A 15,326-nucleotide genomic window follows, 5' to 3' on the forward strand; every position below is an offset into this window, starting at 1 on the left:
CCGCGCCTGGCTTCACGGTGACCGGTTGCCCGGATGCGGCTGCGGCAGGTTGTGGCATCCCGCTACCATTCCACCGATGTCCGGAACGTCTGGTGTGATGGCGCCGCCACGGCCCGGCCCCGCACCGGGCCGGCGGATGCCGTCGCCGTTCTCACTGCCCATGCACACCCTGCGGCTCGCGGGGAAGTGCGCGCTGCCCCTCATCCTCTGGTTCTCCGCCGGCGAACTGGTCCGCTACGTGCTGCTGTACGCGGGCACGGAGGTCGCCTACGGGGACTTCCGCCAGCTCCGCCTGGTCGCCGTGATGACGATCCTCACGCTGGTCGTGCTGGCCGCGATGACCGTCACCACCGGCATGCTCCACAGCATGCGCGGCGCGCTCTGGGAGGTACGGGCGCGGGCCGCCGACGGGGTCGAGGACGAGCGGTTCTTCCGTACGCTCGACCGGATGGCCCCCGCGTTCGCGGTCCTCTACCTCGCCTGGGGCTTCCACACCGAGGACGCGCGCGACTTCCAGCAGATGGACCTGCTGCACCACTTCTACGACATGACCGAGGCCCAGTGGTTCGGCGAGGAGACCCACGTCGGCATGAGCCTCGCCGACCTCGACTGGCGGGTGTCACTCGGCGCGATGGCGGTCACGTTCCTGCTGAAGACGCTCTTCGCCAAGCTGGTGGAGAAGGGCAAGGGCCGGTTCTACGGGTTCGCCGCCGCCTTCTCCGAGTTCGGCTTCGTCTTCTACGGGCTGAACGCGACGGTCGCCTTCGCCGACGCCCGCGCCGAGTGGACGGACAGCCGCGCGGTCGTCGCCGGCACCAGGCAGGCGCTGGCCGACGCCAAGGAGACGGTCCCGGCCTGGGAGGCCTTCACCGAGGCGTTCGGTGCCTTCTGGCCGCTGTTCCTGGACGCGGTGGCGGTCCCGCTGGCCTGGCTCACCGTGGCCATGCTCGTCTTCGGCGCCTTCTCCGACGAGGCGCGCACCCTGGTCAGGGGCACCCGCCTGGAGAAGGGCGTGGACCGGCTGGAAAGCAGCCACGAGATCACCCAGAAGTCGTTCCAGCACGTCACCAGCGGTTTCACCGACCGCTGGCTGCCGCTGGCCAACTCCCTGCGGATGATCGTCAGGGGTGGCGCCCCGCTGTTCGGCATGATGTGCCTGTGCTACGTGGCCTTGACCGTGGGGTCCCGCTACGGCGACCGCGCGGTCCGCACCCTCATCGGCTCCGAGGCCGACTGGGCCTGGATGTACCTGGGCGCGCCGGTCGGCTTCGTCCGCGACCTGCTGGTGACCACGTTGACCATGGCGCTCCTGGCGGCCACCTTCGACATCGCCGCCACCCGCGCCCGGCTCCGCGGCGAGCCGCTCAACGCCTCCTGAACGTCAGCTCGACCAGGTTGTCGATCCTGACCGCCTCCGAGTCCTTCTTGAACAGGTCGTCGATGGGAGTGTCCGAGCGGTACGAACTCGGCCTGAAGGAGAGCTCCACCTCGTCCTTCACCTCGGTGGGCACCACGGCGACGCCCTGGATCCGATACTCCTGGCCCACCACCAGCCGGTCGGTCGGCCGGTCGCCGGGGATCAGCTCCACCACCCAGGTGCGGCCCGCCCGGTCGGTCAGCTCGAGATCCGTGGGCTCGGCCACCATGGTCGCGCTGTCCTCGTCGAGGACCTTCTTCCTGATGTCGATCGCGAGCCAGGTGACCTCCGGGCCGTGCTTGTTGTCCTTCGGCGGGTCGGTGGGGGCGACGGCGGCCTTGAACTCCGTCTTGTAGACCTCGTACGAGCCACCGGCCGGGACCGTCACCTGCTTCGGGTACAGCCCTCTGGTGGTGACGGACTCGTAGAACTGGTAGCCGTCGAACGCGGTGGCGGCGGTGGCGAGCAGGGACGCCACGACAGCGCCCACGGCGACGAACACCATCCGCTTCCTCCGCGGCCGCGCGCCCCCCTTTCCGGAGGCAGCCCCTCCGGCCCCGGAGACGCTCTCACCGGCCCCGCCGGTTTTCGCGGCGATCGCGTCCATCCCCAGGGCGGCCGTGTCGGAGGGTCCGCCGATCCCTGAGGCGGCGGTCTCCGCGCCGAGTCCCCCCATCCCCAGGGCCGCGTCGGGGCCGGGCGCGGGGTGGAGTCCGCCGGTTTCCGCGGCGGGCCGGCGCTCCGGTGGGCTCGCTTCGGGTGCGGCGGGTCGGGGGGCCGGGGGGCTCGCTTCGGGCACGGCCGGTCCGAGGGCGGGTTTCCCGGGGGGCGGGAAGGGCCGGGGCAGGGGTTTGTCGGCTCGTACCGCCGGGATGGGCTGGGTGGCGCCCATGGGGTTGCGGCGCGGGACGGGGGGCCAGACCTGCTGGTCGGGGGGCATGGGGCGGCTCCGGCCAGGGAGCGTGCCGGGGGTCGTGGGCGGCCCTCCCTGGGCGCCTTGCCCGTGCGGGCCTTGAGGCCAGCCCGGAGGGGGCGCGGGACTCTGAGGGGGCGCCTGCCCAGCCTGAGGTTGTCCCGGCCGCGCCTGGCGTCGCGGCCGCGCAGGTCGGCCCGTGGGGGAGCGTTGTCCGGCCGAGGGCTGCTGGTCAGGGCGGGCCGGATGGCCGGCGGGGGGCTGCCGGTCAGGATGGGCCGGATGGCCGGTGGCGGGGTGCTGCTCGGCGGCCTGCTGATCCGGGTACGGCCGGCCGGCACCGTCCGGATATGTGGGCCGGCCCGAGCCGTCCGGGTACGTGGGCCCGCCCGCGCCGGGCTGTCCCGGATCTCCGTGATGCGGGGGTTGACCAGGAGGTGCCGCGTGCCGGGGGCGGGAGGGCCGTTCCGGATCGTACGGCGGGTCGTCCTCTGGCGGGATTTGGTCGTACGGGCTGGGGGAGGGCGGGGTGTCGGGTTCCTGCGGGCGCCGGTGGTCCTTCCTGGGAGCGAACCAGTCGCGTTCGTTGCTCATCGGCAGATCACTTCTCGGCGGTGGAGTAGACGTCCTGGGCGGAGCCGACGAGCTTGCGCGCCGCCGCCTCGTCCAGCGCGAGGTCGATCTCGGCCTCCGGCTGGTACGGCTCGACCAGCGCCGTCGGCGGCAGCCCGACGACCAGCCGGGCGCCGGCGAGCACGGAGGCGGGCACCTCGAAGAAGTACGACCCCCCGGCCCAGATGTCGGGCTGCACCCACTTGGCGCTGGCGGTGGCCGAACTGTCGATCCGGTCGGTGGCGGAGAACTTCTTGCCGTCGGCGGTCAGCAGCACGGCCGGCCCGAGCTTGTACGGCTTGAGCTTGGACTTGGCGGAGACGTCGACGACGAGGAACAGGCGGTCCGTCTTGAGCGTGTCGGAGAGGTGCCGGATGCTCTTGGCCGCGGTGACCGAGTTGAGCCGGACGACGAACCGGGTGGCGTCGACGTTCTCGCCCTTGCCGCCGAGGTAGGTCAGCGGGGCGGAGTACTCGTTGTGGCTGAGGTCCAGCGACTGCAGGCCGATCGCCGCGCCCAGGAGCACGAGCCCGACGGCGGCGTTGAGCAGCCGCGACCCGCCCCGCCGCCCGGAGCGCCGGCCGGGGGCCTCGGGAGCCTCGGGGCGCCGGGCGGTGGCGGTCACGCCGAGCCTCCGGTCTTGACGGGGAGCGTCACCTTGGCCTGGACGGTCGGCACCCACTTCTCGCCCGCCTGCTCGGTGATCATCTGCCACCGGACGGTCTCGTCCTGGAAGCCGGGCTCGTACGCGAAAGCCGCCACGTCGAGCGTCATCTGCTCGGGCGGCCGCTCGCCCGCGTCGAGCCGGTAGCGCACGACGACCTTGGTCGTCGTGCCCGGATGGAGCTGGTTCGTCTGGTCTTCCCCGGCCAGCGCGAAGGTGAACGGCCCCTTGCCCTCCTTGATCGCCGGCGTGATCCTGACCAGGGAGTTGGCGAAGGAGGAGCCGAACCCGGCCTGATCGGGCTTGGCGGGCGGCATGCCGACGCTCATGGTCTCGTCGCCCAGGTTGGTGACGTCGAAGACCATCTCCACGAACCGCTTGTCTTCTTCGAAGGTCAGCTCGCCCTTCTCCACCGTCACCCGCGCCTCGACGAACCTGGTGGAGTAGAGCCCCTGGTCGAGGACCGCGCCCTGGCTGAGGGTCTTGGGCGGCACCTCGACCTCCTCCAGCCCGCCGAGCAGCGCGACGATGCCGACGACGGTCACGGTCAGCAGGGCGATGACGGGCACCACGACCGGGCGTCTGTGTTCGCTGCTGCCGGCGGGCGCTTCCGTCATGGCTAGTGATGGTAATAGGTCAACCTTGTCCCACTCACCCCATTGCGCCCATCAAGCTGGCGGAATTGCCGAGAACCCTGCCGCAGCAGGGGTTGTAGCTCATACGCTGTCACGGAGCGGAGGGAAAACAGAACGACATAGCGCAGCCGGAGGGGGTCACGTGGCGGACGTGCATCCCGATCACGCGCAGCTCCAGGCCGACCGCATCTACCTGGGCTGGCAGTACATCCTGCCGCATCCCGACCCGGGCCCGCCGCCGAAACGGCCGTCTCCGGCGGAGGAGCCGCCCGTCACCGAGCGGGACGACGAGGAGCGGGCCGCGCTGCTGCGCCGCGAGCGGCTCCAGGAAGACATGCTGAACCGGCCGGTGCGGCTGGTGCGCGCGTTCATGCTCGTGCTGGCCGCGCTGATCGTCGTGCTGGCCCTGGTCGGCTACCTCGCCTGGCAGTTCGCGCTGATCGGCGTGCTCGCGGCCGGCGGGGTGGCGGCCATCTGCGCCTACGCGCTCGTCCAGGGCGACCGGGCGGTCCGCTACCGCGTGTCGGAGCAGCAGGCGAGGAACGACCGCCAGCGCCAGGAACGTGACAGGGAGCTGTTCAGGGCGCAGGAGGAGCACGCCCAGCTCTACCGCGAGTGGCAGGAGGAGAAGGAGCGCTTCGACCGCCAGCTCACCTGGTACGCGGTCGCGGTGCCCGACGAGATCGACCGGGTCGACGTGGCCGGCGGCACGCTGCCGGGCTGGTCGGCGCTGATCACGCTGCTCGGCGCGACCCGCCTCTACAGCGGCGGCCACCTGACGGTGCTCGACCTGTCGGAGGGCGCGATCGCCAAGGACCTGATCGAGCTGGCCCGCAAGGGCGGCGACGACCCGCTCGTGTGGGTGCTGCCGGTGGACCTGCCCCGGCTCGACCTGGGGGCGACGCTCAAGCCCGAGGCGTTCGCCGACGTGCTCGCGCACGTGGTCAGCGTGAGCGAGGAGCACCGCACCACCCGCGACCTCAGCTTCGACAACGCGATCCTGGAGCGGGTGCTCGAGGTGCTCGGCGAGAACGCCACGATCAGCCAGGTGACGGCCGCCCTGCGGGCGCTGGCGCAGGTCGGCGACCCGCGCGAGGACCTGCGGTTCGGCCTCATCACCGCCACCCAGCTGGAGCGCATCGGCACGCTGTTCGGGCGCGGGGTGAGCGACCGGGTGGTGATCGAGCGGGCCTGGGCGCTGGAGTCGCAGCTGCGCAAGCTGGAGACGCTCGGCACGCAGGCGGTCCGGCTGCCGCCCGCCCGGCTGCGCGTGGTCAGCATGGACCGGCAGGCCGGGGTGTTCGGCAACCGCGTGCTCGGCACGTACGTGGCGACCGCGCTCACCCACATCCTGCGCCAGTCGCCCGCCTCCGACCGGCCGTGGTACCACACGATCATCGTGGCGGGCGCCGACAAGCTCCGCGGCGACGTGCTCGACCGGCTCATGGACGCCTGCGAGACGTCCCGTACCGGACTGGTGCTGACCTACCGCTCGCTCACGCCGACCGTGCGCGAGCGGCTCGGCCGCGGCCACGCGGCGGTCGCGTTCATGCGGCTGGGCAACGCCGAGGACGCCAGGGTGGCGAGCGAGCACGTCGGCACCGAGCACCGGCTGGAGCTGGCCCAGCTCACCGAGACGATCAGCGAGTCGCTGCCGGGCCTGGACGGCGGCTACACCTCCACCATCGAGCAGCTCGACGACGCCGGCGGGCGGCCCGACGAGAGCGCCGCCGACCTGGCCGAGGACATCACCGAGTCGACCGAGTGGGGCCGCACCGCCGACAAGATCTCGGAGAAGGAGCGGGTGCTGCAGCGCTCGCGCGAGTTCCTCGTCGAGCCGCACCAGCTCCAGCAGCTCCCCACCACGTCGGTGATCGTCACCGACGCGACCGCGCACGGCCGGCGGGTCCGCCTGGCCGACGCCAACCCGGCCATCCTGACCTTCCCCAAGACGACGCTTGCCGAGCTGGAGGAGGTGCGCGAGACCACGATCCAGGAGCCCTCCGAGAACGGCCACCGCGAGCCGCCGCCGAACCTCGGCCCGCCACCGGCACGCCTCGACTGGCGCAAGGACAGGCAATGACAGGCAAGGAAATGGTCAAAGTCCACGTGATGCGCTGGCGTTCGGCGGGAGTTTACTGACAACCGTCTGTGGGGGGATGAAATGCAGCCGAGTGTGTCGCTGAGCGGACCCTGGTACCGGATCCAGTCGATCGCCGCTCCCTCGCGCAGCTCGTCGGCCGAGTGGGATTTCGTCACCGTGCTGCCCGCCGCGCTGTCGGCGGCGGCGCGCGACAGGCCGTTCGTCATCGGCTGGCTCTCGCGCGGGTCGGGCGCGCCGCTGGAGCTCATCACGAACGCGGGCCCGCTGTCGCCGCCCCGGCAGCCGCGCCGGTCGCCGGACTCGCCCGACCGCCCGGCCGGGCCGCAGCCGCTGCTCTTCCCCGGCGGCGCGCGCGGCGTCGAGCTCGACGACGGCTACCTGGCCGACCTGGCGGACCTGGTCTGGACCCCGTGCCCCGGCCGTCAGGCGCCGCCGCTCGGGGGCCGCAGGGAGCCGGACGCCGACGAGCTGAAGAGGCCGACGCTGTTCGAGGCGACGCTGGTCACGCTGATGTCGCGGCCCTTCGCGTGGCTGGTCGTGGCCGAGCCGACCGACCTGCTCGACGCCGAGGTGGCTCACCTGCGCACCCAGCTCAACGTGCTCAGGCAGTACGGCGACGCCTCCGAGCGGTCCAGGTTCGACGCCGAGCGGGCCGAGCGGCGCATGCAGGAGCTCGACGCCTTCCGCGAGGCCGGGCTCTGGAACGTCCGGGTGCTGGCCGGCGCGGCCAACCCCGACGAACTGCGGCAGATCGCGCCCGTCCTGGTCGGGTCGGTGGAGATGAGCCATCACCCGTACCGGCTGCGCAGCGCGCACGGCGCGGTGCACGCGCTGCCGGAGGCGCTGGCGCTGACCATGCAGGACCCCGCCGACGGCGCGGCGGCCCCGTTCGCGGCCACGGCGGGGGCCCTGGCGGCGCTGGCCGGGCTGCCCAGGCGCGAGGTGCCGGGCGTGCGGGTGCTCGACTCCGGGTTCTTCGACGTGACGTCCGAGGCCGGGGAGGGCGAGCTGGAGCTGGGCGAGATCCTCGACGGCCAGGACCGGCCGGTCGGCTCGTTCCGGGTGCCGCTGGCCACGCTCAACCGGCACGCGTTCGTCACCGGCGCCACCGGCTCGGGCAAGTCGCAGACCGTCAGGCACCTGCTGGAGCAGCTCAGCAACGCGGGCATCCCGTGGCTGGCCATCGAGGCGGCCAAGTCCGAGTACGCGGCCATCGCCGGGCGGGTCGAACCGGCGCAGGTCACCGTGATCAACCCGTCGGCGCCCGACGGCGTGCCGTTCAGCGTGAACCCGCTGGAGCCGGAGCCCGGCTACCCGGTGCAGGCGCACATCGACATGATCAGGGCGCTGTTCATGGCGGCGTTCGACGCCGAGGAGCCGTTCCCGCAGATCATGTCGCTGGCGTTGCAGCGCGTGTACGAGGCCACCGGCTGGGACGTCGTCACCGGCGGCGCCGTGCCCGGGTCGAAGGTGCCGCCGAGCGTGCCGACGCTGGAGCAGCTCCAGCGGCACGCGATGGACGTCATCCAGGAGATCGGCTACGGCCGCGAGGTGCAGGCCGACGTGGAGGGGTTCATCTCGCTGCGGCTGCGCTCGCTGCGCGTCGGCTCGGCCGGCCGGTTCTTCGAAGGCGGCCACCCGGCCGACATCGGCGGGCTGCTGCGCCGCAACGTGGTGCTGGCGATCGAGGACGTGGCCAACGACGAGGACAAGGCGTTCCTCATGGGCACGCTGATCATCCGGGTCGTCGAACACCTGCGGATGCGCGCCCGCCAGGAGAAGAGCGCCGGCCTGCGGCACGTCATCGTCATCGAGGAGGCGCACCGGCTGCTGCGCGACCGCGGCACCGGCCGGGCCGCCACGCACGCGGTGGAGCTGCTGGCCGGCATGCTCGCCGAGATCAGGGCGTACGGCGAGGGCATCGTGGTGGCCGAGCAGATCCCCACCAAGCTGGTCTCCGACGTGGTCAAGAACACCGCGCTCAAGGTCGTGCACCGGCTGCCCGCCGAGGACGACCGGCAGCTCGTCGGCGCGGCCATGAACCTCAGCGAGGAGCAGTCCCGCCAGGTCGTCTCGCTGCCGCCCGGCGACGCGGCCGTGTTCGCCGACGGGATGGACCGGCCGCTGCGGGTGCGCGTGCCGCTCGGCGAGTCGCGCGAGAAGGCGCTGGCCGGCCCGCCGCCGCCGATCAGGGGCCGCCGCTCGGCCGCCTGCGGCGCGCCGTGCCGCACCGGCCAGGCCTGCACGCTGGTGGAGCTCCGCGAGGCCGACGTGCTCGCCGACGCGCCCGAGTGGGCCTGGCTGCGCATCTGGTGCGACACGGTCGTGCTCGCCTTCGTCAGCAACCGGCCGCTGCCCGGCGTGCCGCGGGCGCTCGCGGCCGCCTGGGCCGAGCTGCCGGCCCGTCGCGCCGAGTGCCTGCTCGCCACGCTGGTCGAGCGCTCGGTGCGGCGCCGCGCCTGGGCGCTGCGGAGCTGGTTCGACCCGGCGCTGCTCACCGAGAAGGCGGCCGCCGCCGCCACCCGCCTGCTGGGCGGCCAGGGGGGCGGCGAGCGCCCCGGCGCCTCGTGGGTGCTCCCGCAGGTGCGCTGGCTGCACGAGGTCGACAGGCTCTTCCCGTACGGGAGGCCCGCGCCGGACCTGCGCACCCCCGCCCCGCCGATGGAGTACGCGATCTTCCGGCAGAACGGCGACGGCCCGCACCCGGAGCCCCATGGGGAGTTGCTCGGCCACCGGGCCAAGGCGCTGCGCCACCACCCGCTGTCGATGGAGATGGACCACAACAGGGAGCTGGCCTGGCGGGTCATCCTGGGCGACGACGAGCACGAGGGTGTCAGGCGCGACGTCGACGCGGTGGCCATCGGCGTCGAGCCGCAGGCCAGGCTCCGGCACGTCGGCCAGATCATGGGGGCCGGGTGGCTGGAGGGGGTGCTGGCGTGGCCGCACAGGTTCGTGCTGCCGTTCGGGCACGACAGCGCACCCGAGATCTCGTTCCCGGAGCCTCACCTGGCGGAACAGGTCCGGTGATCGCGAGTAAGCGGTTTGGCATGTCCGATCCGGACTAGGATTTGTCAGCATGACCCAGCTTTCACTGCGGGCTCAGCTCGCGAGCGCCCTGGGCCGCAGTGCCGCCACGCTGTCCAGGATGACCGGGCGCGGCGACGGCTCGGTGATCGGCGGGCGGGTCGGCCTGATGCTCGAGCCCGACCTGCTCCGCAAGCTTGCCCGCGACCGCAAGCTGGCCCTGGTCAGCGCGACCAACGGCAAGACGACCACGACGCGGCTGATCACGTCCGCACTGCTGGAGCTGGGGGAGGTGGCCACCAACGCGTTCGGCGCCAACATGCCCGCGGGCCACGTCTCCGCCCTCTCCACGCACAAGAACGCGCCCTACGGCGTGCTGGAGGTCGACGAGAAATACCTGCCCGAGGTGCTCGACACCACCGGCGCGGGCGTCGTCTGCCTGATGAACCTCAGCCGCGACCAGATGGACCGCGCCGCCGAGATCTGGCTGCTGGCGCAGAAGTGGCGCAACGCCCTGTCGGGCAAGCCCACCCACGTCATCGCCAACTGCGACGACCCGCTGGTCACCTGGGGCGCCTCCACGGCCGCCAAGGTCACCTGGGTGGCCGGCGGGCAGCGCTGGAAGGAAGACTCCTGGAGCTGCCCCGAGTGCGGCGGCCCGCTGGAGCGCAAGGACGCCGACTGGGCCTGCCGCGAGTGCACCTTCCACCGGCCCGAGCCGCAGTGGGTGCTCGACGACGACGCGGTGATCGACCCGCGCGGCCAGCGCTGGCTGATCGACATCCAGCTCCCCGGCCTGGCCAACCGGTCCAACGCGGCGATGGCGCTGGCCGTCGCCGACGCGTTCGGGCTGTCGGTGGAGCGGGCGATGCCCCGGCTGCGCGAGGTCACCTCGGTCGCCGGCCGCTACACGACGGTCGAGCGCGACGGCCGCCAGGCGCGGCTGCTGCTGTCCAAGAACCCCGCGGGCTGGCTGGAGGCGTTCGACGTCTCCGACCCCAACCTGCCGATCATCCTGTCGGTCAACGCGCAGGGCCCCGACGGCCGCGACACCTCCTGGCTGTGGGACGTCGACTACCGCATCCTGCGCGGGCGGCCCGTGTTCGTGACCGGTGAGCGCCGCCTCGACCTGGCGCTCCGGCTCGAAGTGGCCGACGTGCCGTTCGCGCTCTGCGCGTCGTTCTCGGAGGCGCTGGCCATGCAGCCGCCCGGCCGGGTCGACGTGATCGCCAACTACACCGCCTTCCAGCAGATCCGATCGGAGTTCGGCCGTGCCGTCTGACAGCGCCCTGCGCATCGTCTGGATCTACCCCGACCTGCTGAGCACCTACGGCGACCAGGGCAACGTGCTCGTCCTGGAGCATCGCGCCCAGCGTCGCGGGATCGAGACGGAGACGGTCCACGTCCGCTCCTCCGACCCGGTGCCGGAGACCGGCGACGTCTACCTCATCGGCGGCGGCGAGGACCGGCCGCAGATCCTGGCGGCCGAGCGGCTGCGCCGCGACGGCGGCCTGCAGCGCGCGGTCACCCGCGGCGCCTCCCTGCTCGCCGTCTGCGCCGGCTACCAGATCATGGGCAGCACGTTCGGCGGCGAGGAGGGCCAGCCGGTCGACGGCATCGGCCTGCTCGACCTCGCCAGCGCCCGGGGTCCCGCGAGGGCCGTGGGCGAGCTGGTGGCCGAGGTCGACGCCGCGCTCGGGCTGCCGACGCTGACCGGGTTCGAGAACCACATGGGCGTCACCCGTCTCGGCCCCGGCGTCAAGCCGCTGTCGAGGACCGTGAAGGGCGTCGGCAACGGCGACGGCTTCGAGGGCTGCTACGCCGGCCACGTGGTCGGCACCTACCTGCACGGCCCCGCCCTGGCCCGCAACCCGGCCCTGGCCGACCTGCTGCTGTCGTGGCGGGTGGGCGAGCTGGCCCCGCTCGACGACACCCGCTACGAGCAGCTCCGCCAGGAACGGCTCAGCGCCGTGCTGGCCCAGTAGGTCAGTAGACGAGCGCCTGGACGCCCTCGTCCGTCACCTCCTCGACGAACGTGGGCGCTCCGGCGATGCGCACGCCCTCGATCACGTCCTCGACCGTGATCTCGCGCCGCGCCGCACACTGCGTGCAGAGCGTCACCCGCCCGCCGGCCAGCACCGCGCCGAGCAACTCGGCGAGCGGGACCGCGTGGGGCAGCTCGAACTTCTCGGCCCGGCCGGGGAGCGCGAACCACGCGGACTCGCCGGTCAGCCAGACGGAGACGGGAACCCCGCTCGCGAGCGCCGCGGCCGCGACCGTGAACGCCTGGTTGCACCGCTCGGGGTCGTCGGCGCCCGCCGTCACCTTGATCACCAGTGATCGTGCCATGCCCGCCACCCTAGAACGTCACCCGTCCGCCCCGCGCCACTAGGGTTCTGCATATGGAGGAACCACAGGTGCATCCTGACCTGGAACCGATCGCTTTCCTGCTCGGACGGTGGGAAGGCGCCGGCGTCGGGGGCTACCCGACGATCGAGAGCTTCAACTTCGGTCAGGAGATCGAGTTCGGCCACAACGGCAAGCCCTTCCTGACGTACGTGAGCCGCACCTGGCTGCTCGACCAGGACGGCAACCGCGTCAGGCCGCTGGCCACGGAGTCGGGCTACTGGCGGGCGCTGCCGGAACGGCAGCTGGAGGTGGTGCTGTCACACCCGACCGGCATCGTGGAGATCTACGTCGGCGAGGTCGTCTTCCACAAGATCGACCTGCGGACGGATGTGGTGGCGCGCACGGTCACGGCCAAGGAATACACCGCGGGCCGCCGCCTCTACGGGCTGGTCAACGGCAACCTGATGTGGGCCTACGACATGGCCGCGGTGGGGCATCCGCTCACGTCGCACATGTCGGCGGAGCTGAAGAAGGTCGGCTGAGAAACGAAGAAGGGCCCCGGGCGACGTTCCGCTCTCGGGGAGAGCGGGCCGGATGGACCAAAGGCGGTGACAGGTGTCACGCCCTCCGGCTGCCAGGGGCCCCGGTGGTTGCCTCGTACTCGCGAACGACTGCGAGACAACAGCCCGCGTCGTCAGCGGACAACCACCTCGCTGGTCCTCTTATGGCTAACCATTATGTGGACCACCTCCTTTCCGCGTATTCACGAAGCTATGCGGTCTCCGGCTGACAGGGCAAGCGATTAACGTCCGGCCGTAGACTCGGGGCATGACGGAGACGCAGTGGCATGAGGAGCTTCGCGCCAAGGGTTACCGGGTCACTCCGCAGCGCCAGCTCGTCCTGGAGGCGGTCAAGGAGCTGGAGCACGCCACGCCCGAGGAGATCTGCGGCAAGGTCCGCGAGACCGCCCGCGGGGTCAACATCTCCACCGTCTACCGCACCCTGGAGCTGCTCGAAGAGCTCGGCATGGTGACCCACACCCACCTGGGTCACGGCGCCCCGACCTACCACCTGGCGGCCGAGGCCGACCACGTCCACCTGGTGTGCCGGGGCTGCGGCCAGGTCATCGAGGTCCGGCCCGAGCTGGCCGAAGGGCTGGTGCGCGGGCTCGACGACGAGCTGGGGTTCGCGGCCGACGTCCACCACCTGACCGTCTTCGGGCGCTGCCGCGAGTGCCGATAGCCTGGGAGGTATGCGTAGCCCACTGCTGGATCTGCCGGGAGCCGTCGCAGCCGACGCCCCCGACGCCGACGTCGCGGCACACTACGGCGACCTGTTCGCCGAGCAGCGCGCGCTGGTCAAAGGCGAGGCGGCCGTCGACCGGAGCAACCGCGAGGTGGTGCGCGTCTCCGGGGCCGACCGGCTGACCTGGCTCAACGATCTCACCTCGCAGAAACTCGACACCCTCCAGCCGGGCGAGTGGACGCAGACGCTCGTGCTCGACCCCCAGGGCCGCGTCGAACACCACCTGACCCTGGTCGACGACGGTGCGGCCGTGCTGGCCCACGTCGAGCCCGGCACCGCCGACGCCCTGATCGGCTACCTCGACCGGATGCGGTTCATGCTCAGGGTCGAGGTGACGCGGGCCGACGACCTCGCGGTGCTGTCCACCGCCGCCGGCGACTCCTACGTGCCACGCGCCGAGCTGGGCGACCACCTGGGCAAGCCGCTCGCGGGCCTGTGGGCGTACGAGGCGCTGCGGATCGAGGCGCACCGGCCGCGGCTGGGGTTCGACACCGACCACAAGACGATCCCCCACGAAGTGGGCTGGATCGGCCCGGCGGTCCACCTCACCAAGGGCTGCTACCGCGGCCAGGAGACGGTCGCCCGCGTCCACAACCTGGGCCACCCGCCGCGTCGGCTGGTCTTCCTGCACCTCGACGGCAGCGTCGACACGCTGCCCGCGCACGGCGCGCCGGTGATCTTCGAGAGCCAGGAGGTCGGCACCGTCGGCTCGGCGGCCCGCCACCACGAGCTCGGGCCCATCGCGCTGGCGGTGATCAAGCGGACGGTCCCGGTCGACGCCCAGCTCCTGGCCGGCGGTGTGGCGGCCGCCCAGGAGGTCGTGGTGCCGCCCGACGCGGGCCGCAACGTGAGCATCGACCCGGGCCTGCGCCGGCGCATCAGATAGCGGGGCCCGCTAGACGTCCACGATCAGCGTGATCGGGCCGTCGTTGACGAGCGACACCTTCATGTCGGCGCCGAAGCTGCCCGTCTCCACGTGCGCGCCCAGCCCGCGCAGCTCCTCGACCACCGCGTCGACCAGCGGCTCGGCGACAGGCCCCGGCGCGGCGGCCTGCCAGGTGGGGCGCCTGCCCTTGCGGGCGTCGCCGTAGAGGGTGAACTGGCTGATCACCAGGAGCGGCGCGGCCACGTCGGAGCACGACTTCTCGCCGTGCAGGACGCGCAGGCCCCACAGCTTGGCGGCCAGCTTGGCCGCCTGGGCCCGCGTGTCGGTGTGGGTCACGCCCACCAGGACGAGGAGGCCGGGCTCGTCGATCGCGCCGACCGTCTGCCCGTCGACGGCCACCGAGGCGGAGCTCACCCGCTGAACGACTGCTCGCATGGGATCCCATTCTGGCCCAGCCGCGAGACCTCCGTAGACTCGTGACGAAAGGGGTGCGTGATGTCGCTGGTCGTGGAGGTCGTCCGGTCCGGGTTCGTGGAGTCCAGGCACGAGGTGCGCATGCTGGCCCTCGACACCGTGGGCAGCCCCGCCGAGGCGCACGGGGCGGTGCACGTGCCGGCCTCGCCCCGCTCGACCATGAAGCCACTCCAGGCGCTGGCGATGCTCCACAACGGCCTCAACCTGAGCGGCGAGCTGCTGGCGCTGGCCTGCGCCTCCCACGCGGGCGAGCCCTTCCACGTCGAAGGCGTCACGAAGATCCTGGCCGGGGCGGGGCTCGACGAGTCGGCGCTGCTCTGCCCCGAGGACTACCCGGAGGACCGGGCGGTGACCGAGCGCGGCCGCCTCTACATGAACTGCTCGGGCAAGCACGCCGCCATGCTCGCCGCGTGCGTCGCCAACGGCTGGCCCACCGCCTCCTACCTGGCGGTCACCCACCCGCTGCAGCGGGCGATCCGGACCACCGTGGAGGAGCTGACCGGCGAGCGGATCACCGCCTCGGGCGTCGACGGGTGCGGGGCGCCGCTGTTCTTCGTCTCGATGCTGGGCGTGGCCAAGGCGTTCAGGTCGCTCGCGCTGGCCGCCGACGACAGCAGGGAACGGGCCGTGTTCGACGCGATGCGCGCCCATCCCGAGTGGACGTCAGGCACCCACCGGCCGGAGGCCGCGCTCATGCGGGCGCTGCCCGGCCTGCTGGTGAAGGCGGGCGCGGAGGGCTTCCAGGCGTTCGTGTTCGAGGACGGCAGGACCGGCGTCATCAAGATCGAGGACGGCTCCGGCCGGGCCCGCACCCCGCTCACCGTGGCGGCGCTGCGCTCGCTCGGCCTGACCTCGCCGGCGCTCGACGGGCTCGCCGTCCACCGCGTGATGGGCGGCGGCGAGCCGGTGGGCGAGCTGCGCGTGCGCACCACCCACCGCTGAC

General features: G+C 72.4%; 14 protein-coding genes. 9 read left to right on the forward strand and 5 right to left on the reverse strand.

The window, feature by feature from the left end:
• Nucleotides 1-76: 76 nt before the first annotated feature.
• Nucleotides 77-1,378, forward strand: coding sequence for a hypothetical protein (locus ABD999_RS34835; RefSeq protein ID WP_271275217.1), 1,302 nt, complete (start codon nt 77-79; stop codon nt 1,376-1,378).
• On the opposite strand, the gene ABD999_RS34840 is transcribed toward ABD999_RS34835, so the two are convergent.
• The 3 genes from ABD999_RS34840 to ABD999_RS34850 form a co-directional block, all read right to left on the reverse strand.
• Nucleotides 1,365-1,922 (reverse strand): hypothetical protein, encoded by a 558-nt coding sequence (locus ABD999_RS34840; protein WP_148036661.1) that lies wholly within the window; start codon nt 1,920-1,922, stop codon nt 1,365-1,367. The two genes, ABD999_RS34835 and ABD999_RS34840, sit on opposite strands and share 14 nt — an antisense overlap.
• Nucleotides 1,923-2,931: 1,009 nt before the next feature.
• Nucleotides 2,932-3,567, reverse strand: coding sequence for a hypothetical protein (locus ABD999_RS34845; protein ID WP_219546149.1), 636 nt, complete (start codon nt 3,565-3,567; stop codon nt 2,932-2,934).
• Nucleotides 3,564-4,223: a hypothetical protein gene (locus ABD999_RS34850; protein WP_271278945.1), complete on the reverse strand. Its 660-nt coding sequence runs from the start codon at nt 4,221-4,223 to the stop codon at nt 3,564-3,566. Before ABD999_RS34850 ends, ABD999_RS34845 begins: the two co-directional genes overlap by 4 nt.
• A gap of 160 nt (nt 4,224-4,383) precedes the next feature.
• Between ABD999_RS34850 and ABD999_RS34855 the strand changes: the two genes are divergently transcribed.
• The 4 genes from ABD999_RS34855 to ABD999_RS34870 all read left to right on the forward strand — a co-directional run bounded on the left by ABD999_RS34855 (nt 4,384) and on the right by ABD999_RS34870 (nt 11,354).
• Nucleotides 4,384-6,324, forward strand: coding sequence for a hypothetical protein (locus ABD999_RS34855; protein WP_148036664.1), 1,941 nt, complete (start codon nt 4,384-4,386; stop codon nt 6,322-6,324).
• A 93-nt stretch (nt 6,325-6,417) separates the two neighbouring features.
• Nucleotides 6,418-9,372: an ATP-binding protein gene (locus ABD999_RS34860; protein WP_271278946.1), complete on the forward strand. Its 2,955-nt coding sequence runs from the start codon at nt 6,418-6,420 to the stop codon at nt 9,370-9,372.
• A gap of 49 nt (nt 9,373-9,421) precedes the next feature.
• Nucleotides 9,422-10,651, forward strand: a complete 1,230-nt coding sequence (locus ABD999_RS34865) for a MurT ligase domain-containing protein (RefSeq protein WP_148036666.1) — start codon at nt 9,422-9,424, stop codon at nt 10,649-10,651.
• Nucleotides 10,641-11,354, forward strand: a complete 714-nt coding sequence (locus ABD999_RS34870) for a type 1 glutamine amidotransferase (protein ID WP_148036667.1) — start codon at nt 10,641-10,643, stop codon at nt 11,352-11,354. Before ABD999_RS34865 ends, ABD999_RS34870 begins: the two co-directional genes overlap by 11 nt.
• A 1-nt stretch (nt 11,355) precedes the next feature.
• Here the strand turns inward: ABD999_RS34870 and ABD999_RS34875 are convergent, their stop codons facing one another.
• Entirely contained in the window at nt 11,356-11,718 is a 363-nt protein-coding gene (locus tag ABD999_RS34875; protein WP_219546152.1) for a DsrE family protein, read from the reverse strand.
• 53 nt (nt 11,719-11,771) lie between these two features.
• Here ABD999_RS34875 and ABD999_RS34880 point away from each other — a divergent pair, with 53 nt between their 5' ends.
• The 3 genes from ABD999_RS34880 to ygfZ all read left to right on the forward strand — a co-directional run bounded on the left by ABD999_RS34880 (nt 11,772) and on the right by ygfZ (nt 13,909).
• On the forward strand, nt 11,772-12,260 hold the full coding sequence (locus ABD999_RS34880) for a heme-binding beta-barrel domain-containing protein (protein WP_148036669.1): 489 nt from the start codon (nt 11,772-11,774) through the stop codon (nt 12,258-12,260).
• A gap of 286 nt (nt 12,261-12,546) precedes the next feature.
• Complete coding sequence (locus ABD999_RS34885; protein ID WP_148036670.1) at nt 12,547-12,960, forward strand: Fur family transcriptional regulator; 414 nt, start codon at nt 12,547-12,549, stop codon at nt 12,958-12,960.
• A 10-nt stretch (nt 12,961-12,970) separates the two neighbouring features.
• Nucleotides 12,971-13,909: a CAF17-like 4Fe-4S cluster assembly/insertion protein YgfZ gene (gene ygfZ, locus ABD999_RS34890; protein ID WP_271278947.1), complete on the forward strand. Its 939-nt coding sequence runs from the start codon at nt 12,971-12,973 to the stop codon at nt 13,907-13,909.
• A gap of 9 nt (nt 13,910-13,918) precedes the next feature.
• Here ygfZ and dtd read toward each other — a convergent pair whose 3' ends face one another.
• Entirely contained in the window at nt 13,919-14,344 is a 426-nt protein-coding gene (gene dtd, locus ABD999_RS34895; RefSeq protein ID WP_219546154.1) for a D-aminoacyl-tRNA deacylase, read from the reverse strand.
• Nucleotides 14,345-14,404: 60 nt separating this feature from the next.
• Between dtd and ABD999_RS34900 the strand changes: the two genes are divergently transcribed.
• Nucleotides 14,405-15,325 (forward strand): asparaginase, encoded by a 921-nt coding sequence (locus ABD999_RS34900; protein ID WP_219546155.1) that lies wholly within the window; start codon nt 14,405-14,407, stop codon nt 15,323-15,325.
• Nucleotide 15,326 lies beyond the last annotated feature (1 nt).

Origin of the sequence: Nonomuraea ferruginea, assembly GCF_039540635.1 — a bacterium.
Lineage (GTDB): Bacteria > Actinomycetota > Actinomycetes > Streptosporangiales > Streptosporangiaceae > Nonomuraea > Nonomuraea ferruginea.

Excerpts from the sequence above, each read along its gene's own strand:
- ygfZ (WP_271278947.1), top strand. The coding sequence starts at position 12,971 with ATGCGTAGCCCACTGCTGGATCTGCCGGGAGCCGTCGCAGCCGACGCC.
- ABD999_RS34875 (WP_219546152.1), bottom strand. The coding sequence starts at position 11,718 with ATGGCACGATCACTGGTGATCAAGGTGACGGCGGGCGCCGACGACCCC.
- dtd (WP_219546154.1), bottom strand. The coding sequence starts at position 14,344 with ATGCGAGCAGTCGTTCAGCGGGTGAGCTCCGCCTCGGTGGCCGTCGAC.
- ABD999_RS34865 (WP_148036666.1), top strand. The coding sequence starts at position 9,422 with ATGACCCAGCTTTCACTGCGGGCTCAGCTCGCGAGCGCCCTGGGCCGC.
- ABD999_RS34840 (WP_148036661.1), bottom strand. The coding sequence starts at position 1,922 with ATGGTGTTCGTCGCCGTGGGCGCTGTCGTGGCGTCCCTGCTCGCCACC.
- ABD999_RS34850 (WP_271278945.1), bottom strand. The coding sequence starts at position 4,223 with ATGACGGAAGCGCCCGCCGGCAGCAGCGAACACAGACGCCCGGTCGTG.
- ABD999_RS34885 (WP_148036670.1), top strand. The coding sequence starts at position 12,547 with ATGACGGAGACGCAGTGGCATGAGGAGCTTCGCGCCAAGGGTTACCGG.
- ABD999_RS34835 (WP_271275217.1), top strand. The coding sequence starts at position 77 with ATGTCCGGAACGTCTGGTGTGATGGCGCCGCCACGGCCCGGCCCCGCA.
- ABD999_RS34900 (WP_219546155.1), top strand. The coding sequence starts at position 14,405 with ATGTCGCTGGTCGTGGAGGTCGTCCGGTCCGGGTTCGTGGAGTCCAGG.
- ABD999_RS34880 (WP_148036669.1), top strand. The coding sequence starts at position 11,772 with ATGGAGGAACCACAGGTGCATCCTGACCTGGAACCGATCGCTTTCCTG.